Source organism: Streptomyces sp. NPDC006332 (assembly GCF_040612855.1).
Taxonomy (GTDB): Bacteria; Actinomycetota; Actinomycetes; order Streptomycetales; family Streptomycetaceae; genus Streptomyces.
Map to the genome: position 1 here is coordinate 275,880 of NZ_JBEXRA010000003.1, position 7,952 is coordinate 283,831.

The window sequence follows — 7,952 nt, forward strand, 5'->3', positions numbered from 1 at the left end:
GTCCGATCCCCTCTCCCTGACCTATGCCGCCACGGCGTCGTTCTGTGCGGCCCCGTGCCGCTCCACACTGATGACGCCGTCCTCGCCGTCGGCGAACTGCCGCCAGGCAGCCGGCCGGCGCGTCACCGATGACGAAGGGCCCAGCATGGGCGCCACATGAGAGGTGAACACCTCTCCGTCTTCGCCCAGCGTGGTGACCGGCCGGGCCCACCGAAGCGGGAAGCCCCGTGTCTCCCTCAACCCGCCTCCCTAACGGCCGAGTTCCGGTCGATCCGCAGACAGGCGTCAACCGGTGCCACGCCGGGTGCAGAGCCTGGTCACCGCGTGTGAGTCGCTGCGGCGGGCGGGATGGCAGAGCCGCCGATGATGACCGAAACGCTCCCAGGTCACTCCCCCTGAGCAGGAGGCGGTGGGCAAGACCAACGCCGGTGACCACTTGTCGCCGCTCCACGACGGTGGGGAGGCACGGGCGAGGAAAGTCCACGGCGGACGAACCGAGAGACCGGCGTGATCAGTGGATGAGCGAGCACCGGGGGCGGGAGATCGCGACCGGCGTACCTGGGATAGCGTCCTTCTCACTCAGTAAAAGTGAGAGGGACATCGTGCAGTTTCAGGTGCGTGGGTGGGGCGCCCGCCAGTGGATCGCGTTCGTGACGATCGCTTTCGGATCGTTGTTCTTGGTCATCGGGCTGGTCATGGCGGGGACGACGGCCTCGTTCCTGGCGAATGCGGAGCGCACCCGGGGCACAGTGGTGGCGCTGGAGTGGCGCACCGACCACAGCAGTGCATCCCGGAAGCAGCGTGCGAACAACCAGCCCGTGGCGTACCCCGTCGTGGAGTTCACGCCGGCGGACGGCACCCGGCAGACGTTCCGGAACGAGGCGGGCTCCAACCCGCCGTCGTACGAGGAGGGCGAACGGGTCGAGGTGCTCTACCGCGCTGATTCCCCCGGGGACGCGCGGATCAACGGGTTCGCCTCGCTGTGGCTGATGCCGCTGATCTTCAGTGGACTCGGGGCGCTGTTCGCGGGGATCGGTACGACGGTCGCGTTGCTGAGGCGGGGGCGTTCCTGAGCCGCGTGTCCGGGACAGCCGGCACCGCCTGTACCTCCAGTGGTGCCGGTCAGCATGGGGCGGGCGGCAGCAACCTCACCCCTTGACCGCCTCCGCGATCCGCAGGGCGGCCTGGGCGGGCGTGAGGTGCGTGGTGTCGATGACCTCGGCCTCGGCGTGCAGCCAGGTCCGGGCCGCCTCGGCGTAGGGCTCCAGGTATGCGAGGCGGAACGAGGAGGGGCCAAGAACCGTGTCCCCCTCGATGCGTCCGCGGAGCGTGTCCTGGTCGGCGTGGAGGACGAAGTGCCGTACCGGGATGGCATGGTGGGCGAGGCCCGCGCTGATCTCACGCCAGTACTCCTCGACCAGGACGGTCATGGGCATCACCAGGGTGCCGCCGGTGTAGTCGAGTACGCGGCGAGCGGTCTCGACGACGAGTGGCCGCCACGGCGGCCAGTGCTGGAAGTTGTCCGTCTCGGGCAGCCCGGGCGTGATGTCCATGAGCGTCTCACCGACCTTCTCGGCGTCGAACACTCTTGAATCCGGGAGGAGTTGCTGGACGAGTGCGCTGGTCGTCGTCTTGCCGGCGCCGTGGGTGCCGTTGAGCCATACGATCATGGGGCCTGACGTTAGCGATGTCCGGTCCGCGGTGGACGCCGTTCCTGTCACAGAACCGACACAGGCGAGAGTTCTGCGAGGGCCGCTTCGGGCGCCGCCATGCGCCCGCTCATCGACCGCGTCGCTGCGTCTCGCCCCCGCGCCACGCCACCGCCCCGGGCCCCGCGCGACACCTCACGCAGGTTCATCGAAAAAAAGCCGAGAAAAATCCGGCGGGGATGTCGAGAACACGTGTCCGGCTCCGTCCCTGCTCCGAACGCGACCACAATGGGTCGCACGCGCACCGAGGAGAACCACGATGGCCAAGTACCTGCTGCTCAAGCACTACCGCGGCGCCCCGGCTGCGGTCAACGACGTCCCCATGGACCAGTGGACCCAGGAGGAGATCTCGGCCCACATCACGTACATGCAGGACTTCGCGGCCAGGCTCGAGAAGACCGGCGAGTTCGTCGACGGCCAGGCACTCGCCCCCGAGGGGACCTTCGTCCGCTACGACGGCGAGGGCCGCCCGCCGGTCACCGACGGCCCGTTCGCGGAGACCAAGGACCTCATCGCCGGCTGGATGGTGATCGACGTCGACAGCTACGAGCGCGCGGTCGAGCTGGCCGGAGAACTCTCGGCCGCCCCTGGGGCGGGTGGCAAGCCGATCCACGAGTGGCTCGAGCTGCGTCCGTTCCTGTCCGCGCCGCCCACCATCACGGAGTGACCTCCGAAGTGAACGAGGTGCTGCTCCGGAGACTCACACCGAGCGTGCTCGGGATCCTCGTCCGCCGCGGAGCCGACTTCGCGGCGGCCGAGGACGCCGTTCAGGACGCGCTGGTCGAGGCGGTCCGCGTCTGGCCGGCCGACCCGCCGCGGGATCCGAAGGGCTGGCTGGTCACCGTGGCCTGGCGCAAGTTCCTCGACGCGACCCGGGCGGACGCCGCCCGCCGTCGGCGTGAGGACCTCGTGGACGAGGAGCCGGCGCCCGGGCCCGCGCCCGCGGTGGACGACACGCTCCAGCTCTACTTCCTGTGCGCCCACCCGTCACTGACGCCGTCGTCCGCGGTCGCGCTCACGCTGCGCGCCGTGGGCGGGCTGACCACCCGCCAGATCGCCCAGGCCTACCTGGTACCCGAGGCGACCATGGCGCAACGCGTCAGCCGGGCCAAGCGCACCGTCTCCGCCGTACGGTTCGACCGGCCCGGCGACGTCGCCACCGTGCTGCGCGTCCTCTACCTGGTCTTCAACGAGGGCTACTCGGGCGACATCGACCTCGCCGCCGAGGCCATCCGGCTCACCCGGCAGCTCGCGGCCGCGATCGACCACCCCGAGGTGGCGGGGCTGCTCGCCCTCATGCTGCTCCACCACGCCCGGCGCGCCGCCCGGACCGCACCCGACGGCAGCCTGGTGCCGCTCGCCGAGCAGGACCGCGGCCGCTGGGACGCCCGGGCTATCGCCGAGGGCGTCGAGATCCTGCAAGCGGCCCTCGCCCGCGACCAGTTGGGCGAGTTCCAGGCGCAGGCCGCCATCGCGGCACTCCACGCCGACGCGCCCACCACCGAGGAGACCGACTGGGTGCAGATCGTCGAGTGGTACGACGAACTCGCGCGCCTGACCGACAGCCCCGTCGTCCGGCTCAACCGCGCGGTGGCCGTCGGCGAGGCCGACGGACCACGTGCCGGCCTGCGGGCGCTCGCGGCGCTGGACGAGTCACTGCCCCGCCACGCCGCGGTGGCGGCCTACCTGCACGAGCGCGACGGCGACCTGGCGACGGCGGCGCGCCTGTACGCCGAGGCGGCCCGGAAGGCACCCAACCTCGCCGAGCGCGACCACCTTACGCGCCAGGCCGCCCGGCTCAACGCCGACCGGTCTCGCTGAGAGGCCACGCTCGGATGTCCTGCGACGGCCGTCCCGGTTCCGTGCCCCGAGCGCTCACCTGACGCATCCCCGAAGGCCGGCGCCGGCCGGGGAGCAAGGCGAACGGCCCCTGGAATCCGCCCTTGCGGCGGGGCCGTTCCGTGGGTCCCGCCGTGGCGGAACCCACCTCGCTGATGTTCCGTACGCGTACGCTCAGTCTTTGCCCATGGCTTTGCGGACGGCATCACGGGTGCGGTCCATCAGGGCGGCGACCGGCCCCAGTATCACGTTGGCCGTGGCGGACTCCACGCCGGGGTGAGGCCGGGTGGGCGCCATGGCCTCGGCCGCCTTGACGCCCCTGGCCAGTGAGGCGAGTGTCGCGGCGTCGGCGGAGCGCCTGATGTGGATGAACTCGTAGCGTTCCTCAGCCCGGGCGTGCTCCTGGACGTCCTGGCGCAGCGACAGCAGCTGCGGCATGAACTTCGGGTCGCCGGTGTCCAGGTCGTCCAACGTGCTCAGTGTCTCTTTCGCCGAGCGCTCCTCGGCGAGACGGGCCTTCACGACCTCCTCGCCGCCTGCGACAGTGCGGTGGACGAACGGGTGCACCACCTCTTCCTCCGCCGTCTCATGGACTGCGAGGAGTCGAACCAGGCGGCGGAAGGCTTCCTGTCGGGCGTCGCCCTTGGTGGCCTCGACCTCGTCGAAGAGGTTACGGATGTCCCCGTGCTGTCGCATGAGCAGGGCGACCACGTCGGTGTCCTGGGCGGCGTCGTCACCGGCCTGCGGGGTGTGAAGCTCGGACATGACCGGTCTCCTCACTTCTCACGCAGGGCGGGATCGGGGTGTTCACCTTCGGACTCGATGCGGTACTCGCGCCCGAACATCTCGTCGTGCTGGGCCATCACCCGTTCGCTGGGCGGGGCTTCGCCACCGTGGATCTGCTCCTGCATCTTCTCGAACCGCTCATGCGCCTCCCGGACGTATCCGGCGCCGAGCGTCGTCAGGTCGATCTGCGTGTCGAGCAGCTCACGCAGGTACGCCTTGTTCGGTTCGAAGGTCAGGACGTCGGGCAGCCGCGGCGCCAGCACCGGCTCCGGGTCGCGCCCGTCGTGCCGGCGCATCAGGTCACAGGCGATGTGCAGGTGCTCCAACTCCTGGTTCAGGTGCAGCTCCCAGATCGCCTTCACCTTGGGGTCGCTCTCCTGCTCCATGAAGGAGTAGTAGAGATAGCACTCGTTGTACTCGTGGTTGACCAGCTGCTCCCACCACGTCTCCCCCGGGTCGACGAGCGACTCGTAGTGGGTGACGTGCTCCTCCTCGATCAGCCCGATCTCCTGGTAGAGCTGGCGGGCGATCGGCTCCATGTAGGTGGGGCCGGTGTTCATGTAGAAGTTCATGGTCTGCTGCTCCGCCGACATGATGGTCAGCGCGTGCAGCTTCGACAGCGGGTCCGTCTCGTCCTTGGCGTACGGGTCGCGGACGTTGTCGAACGGATCGCGGTGGTGGTACTTGGTCGGTCGTCCCGGCATGACCTCGGTCAGGCCCTCGACGATCGCGTCCGCCTTGCGGTGCTCGATCATCTCGTACAGGTTCGCGTAGCGGTACAGGTGATCGAAGTCTTCCAGCACGCCGAACTGGTACGCCTGCTTCAGATACGGGTCCGGCTCCATGCGGGCGACCCAGGCGGTGAGGTCCACCGCGACCTGTTCGTAGGCGATGGTCGTCTCGAGCACGGATGACACGCCCGGAAGCAGCCAGTTCACGACCTTCTGCTGCTGCGCCTCGACGTAGCGGGTCTGGGCCAGCTGCCGCTTCACCTCCGGATCGACGGTGTTGCGGGCCAGCTGGTGGCTGAACATGATCGCCTCCACCTCGATGCCGTTCATCGTGATGATGCGGCACCGGGTGTAGGGGTCGCAGTGGTCCGGATCGATCGGCTTGACGTTGAGTTCGCGCCAGTTCCTGACCTGCCGGTCAAGGGGGATACCGCGTTGTTCCAGGGGATTGAAGGTCATTCGTGCCTCCGGTGCGGTCGATGTGAGGTACCCAGGTCCCCCCTGACGAGCAGATCACTCTCCGGCGGGGGAGCCCGGTGAGCGCCAGCCATGCTTGACGTCATGGGCCCCGGCAGGCGGCTCCCGCGCCGAACCGGTGCCGGGGTGGTCACCCGGTCGGCGGCAGCATTCGAGGGGTGGGGCGCGGCGGCACCCGTCGGCTCGTTTGCCCTACGCCCTGGTGGGGACACGGTTGGCCATGAGCACAAAGCCCCCGCGCAGCCGGATGCGGCAGAACCGGACCCTGTGGCTGTTGGACCGCCTGGAACGTGAGCCGCGGGCGGACGCGGTGATCGACGCGCTTCGTACGGGCATACGGTCCCTTCCGCTGGGGCGCGGCCGGGACGTGCTGCACGGCAGGTGGCTGGGGCATCCGGTACATCCGCTGATGGTGCAGGTGCCGATCGGCAGCTGGCTGTCCGCGGCGGTACTGGATCTGCTTCCCGGCCACTCCCGCGAGGCGGGCCTCCTGGTCGGCGTCGGGCTGGGCGCGGCCACACCCGCGGCGCTGACGGGCGCGGTCGACTGGGCGGAGCTCCACCCTCAGCAGCAGCGCGTCGGCCTGGCGCACGCCCTCGCCAACACGACGGCCGTCGGCCTGTACGCGACGTCTCTGGTGTGCCGGATCAAGGGGCGTACGGCGCGGGGCCGGGCCTTCGGATTCCTGGGGCTGGCGGCGGTCGGCGTGGGTGGCATGCTGGGCGGCCACCTGGCCTACCGCCAGGCCTCCGGCGCCAACCACGCGGAAGAGGTCCCGCACGTCGTCACCGAGGGCTGGCACCGCATCGGCGGCGTCGCCGACTTCCCCGCCGGTCAGCCCGTACGGCGCAGCGTGAACGACGTGCCGGTCGTGGTGGTGCGCGAGTCGGGCGGGACGATCCACGCGCTGGCCGACCGGTGCAGCCATCTCGCCGGGCCCCTGTCCGAGGGCACCGTCAAGGACGGGTGCGTCCAGTGCCCCTGGCACGGGAGCGTCTTCAGGCTTTCCGACGGCTGGAACGTCCGTGGCCCGGCCACCGCTCCCCAGCCCGCCTTCGACACCCGGATCGTGGACGGCCACGTCGAGGTGCGCCTGCGCCGACCCGGCCAGGACGGTCAGGCGGACCAGGACGGGCACGCGAGCGGTGACACCACGGAACAGCGGACCAGCGGGACGGGATCAGGGACGGCACATGGGCACGGCAGCTGACAACGGCTTCGCCGACAACCGCTTCACACGGCGCCTGCAGGGCTTTGTCCGCCGTACGAAGCGAGACTATTCGGCGGGTCGCGAGCGGCCGCTGGGTGGCTATCTGGCGGCCATGGCCGGATTCGGGGCGTACACGGCGGCCTGGGCGACGGTGGTACGGCTCCGTGGGCGCCCGCTGCCCGACCGGCCCGCGCCCTCGGACATCGTGCTGACATCGGTGGCCGCCTTCCGGCTCAGCCGGCTGCTGAGCAAGGCGTCGGTGACCAGTCCGCTGCGGGCCCCCTTCACGCGCTACGTCGGTCCGCAGGGCCCGGCCGAGCTGCATGAGGAGGCACGGGCCGGCGACGGCAAGGACACCGTCGGAGAGCTGGTGACCTGCCCGTTCTGCACCAGCGTGTGGATGGTCTCGACCCTGACCGCGGGCCAGCTGCTGTGGCCCCGCGCCACGCGCACCGCCATGGGCGCCCTGGCCGCGCTGGCCGGGGCGGACGCGCTGCAACTGACGTACGCGGCGCTGGTGGACAAGACCGGCGGGGAGTGACTGCGGTGAGAATGTCCAGGCCGTGCGCCCACCGCGTCGACATGATCAAGCGAGCGCTGTGGCAGGGGCTGATCGCCGGTACGGCCGGAGGTGTCGTCATGACCCTCGGCGAGAAGATCGAGCAGGCCCTCACCGGCCGACCCGACTCCCACGTGCCCGCCCGGGTCCTTCAGCGTCTGGCCGGGCTGCCCGAACGTCCCGGAACCCAGCCGCTCGGGGTGAACTGGGCCATGCACCACGGCCAGGCCGCCCTTCTCGGCGTGCTGCGTTCCGTCATGGCGCAGGCCGGACTGCGCGGACCGGTCGCGTCCGCCAAGTTCACCGTCGTGCGTCTCACCAACGACCAGATCCTCGAGAACCTGACGGGTGTCGGCGCACCGCCCTCCACCTGGCCCCGCGGGGAACTCGTCGTGGACGTCCTGCACAAGACCGTCTACGCCTTCACCACCGGGGTCGTCGCCGACGCCCTCGCCGCCCGTGGTGGCCCCGGCCCGGGGCAGCGCCATGCCGCCCGTCGCCGGGGCCGCCGCACCGACGTGGGCCCCCTTCCCCGCGAGGACGCTTAGAGCTCCGAACAAAAGTGGAGTCCGATCAGCTCGCGGCGTCTGGTGCGTGCGATCGCAAGGCGCCGGAAGCTCCTCGATGGGGGTCCCCCCGCT

General features: G+C 70.5%; 10 protein-coding genes. 6 read left to right on the plus strand and 4 right to left on the minus strand.

Annotated features, from left to right (window positions below):
- Positions 1-21: 21 nt before the first annotated feature.
- Complete coding sequence (locus ABZ027_RS04965) at positions 22-240, minus strand: hypothetical protein (RefSeq protein WP_356764406.1); 219 nt, start codon at positions 238-240, stop codon at positions 22-24.
- 410 nt (positions 241-650) lie between these two features.
- Here ABZ027_RS04965 and ABZ027_RS04970 point away from each other — a divergent pair, with 410 nt between their 5' ends.
- Positions 651-1,073, plus strand: a complete 423-nt coding sequence (locus ABZ027_RS04970; RefSeq protein WP_356764408.1) for a DUF3592 domain-containing protein — start codon at positions 651-653, stop codon at positions 1,071-1,073.
- 75 nt (positions 1,074-1,148) lie between these two features.
- On the opposite strand, the gene ABZ027_RS04975 is transcribed toward ABZ027_RS04970, so the two are convergent.
- Complete coding sequence (locus tag ABZ027_RS04975) at positions 1,149-1,670, minus strand: ATP-binding protein (protein ID WP_356764410.1); 522 nt, start codon at positions 1,668-1,670, stop codon at positions 1,149-1,151.
- Positions 1,671-1,968: 298 nt separating this feature from the next.
- On the opposite strand from ABZ027_RS04975, the gene ABZ027_RS04980 reads away from it, so the two are divergent.
- Both ABZ027_RS04980 and ABZ027_RS04985 read left to right on the plus strand, forming a co-directional pair.
- Positions 1,969-2,376: a YciI family protein gene (locus ABZ027_RS04980; RefSeq protein ID WP_356764412.1), complete on the plus strand. Its 408-nt coding sequence runs from the start codon at positions 1,969-1,971 to the stop codon at positions 2,374-2,376.
- A gap of 8 nt (positions 2,377-2,384) precedes the next feature.
- On the plus strand, positions 2,385-3,530 hold the full coding sequence (locus ABZ027_RS04985; RefSeq protein WP_356764455.1) for a DUF6596 domain-containing protein: 1,146 nt from the start codon (positions 2,385-2,387) through the stop codon (positions 3,528-3,530).
- A 192-nt stretch (positions 3,531-3,722) separates the two neighbouring features.
- Here the strand turns inward: ABZ027_RS04985 and ABZ027_RS04990 are convergent, their stop codons facing one another.
- Positions 3,723-4,313 carry a hemerythrin domain-containing protein gene (locus ABZ027_RS04990; RefSeq protein ID WP_356764414.1) on the minus strand — a complete coding sequence of 197 codons (591 nt, stop codon included), beginning with the start codon at positions 4,311-4,313 and terminating at the stop codon, positions 3,723-3,725.
- 11 nt (positions 4,314-4,324) lie between these two features.
- On the minus strand, positions 4,325-5,524 hold the full coding sequence (locus ABZ027_RS04995; RefSeq protein ID WP_356764416.1) for a hypothetical protein: 1,200 nt from the start codon (positions 5,522-5,524) through the stop codon (positions 4,325-4,327).
- A 265-nt stretch (positions 5,525-5,789) separates the two neighbouring features.
- On the opposite strand from ABZ027_RS04995, the gene ABZ027_RS05000 reads away from it, so the two are divergent.
- From ABZ027_RS05000 to ABZ027_RS05010, 3 genes are read left to right on the plus strand one after another with little or no spacing between them, the layout of a single operon-like run.
- Entirely contained in the window at positions 5,790-6,752 is a 963-nt protein-coding gene (locus tag ABZ027_RS05000) for a Rieske 2Fe-2S domain-containing protein (RefSeq protein WP_356764457.1), read from the plus strand.
- Positions 6,736-7,293 carry a DUF1360 domain-containing protein gene (locus ABZ027_RS05005; RefSeq protein ID WP_356764418.1) on the plus strand — a complete coding sequence of 186 codons (558 nt, stop codon included), beginning with the start codon at positions 6,736-6,738 and terminating at the stop codon, positions 7,291-7,293. Before ABZ027_RS05000 ends, ABZ027_RS05005 begins: the two co-directional genes overlap by 17 nt.
- A gap of 41 nt (positions 7,294-7,334) precedes the next feature.
- Positions 7,335-7,859, plus strand: a complete 525-nt coding sequence (locus ABZ027_RS05010) for a hypothetical protein (RefSeq protein ID WP_356764420.1) — start codon at positions 7,335-7,337, stop codon at positions 7,857-7,859.
- The last annotated feature ends 93 nt before the right edge of the window (positions 7,860-7,952 follow it).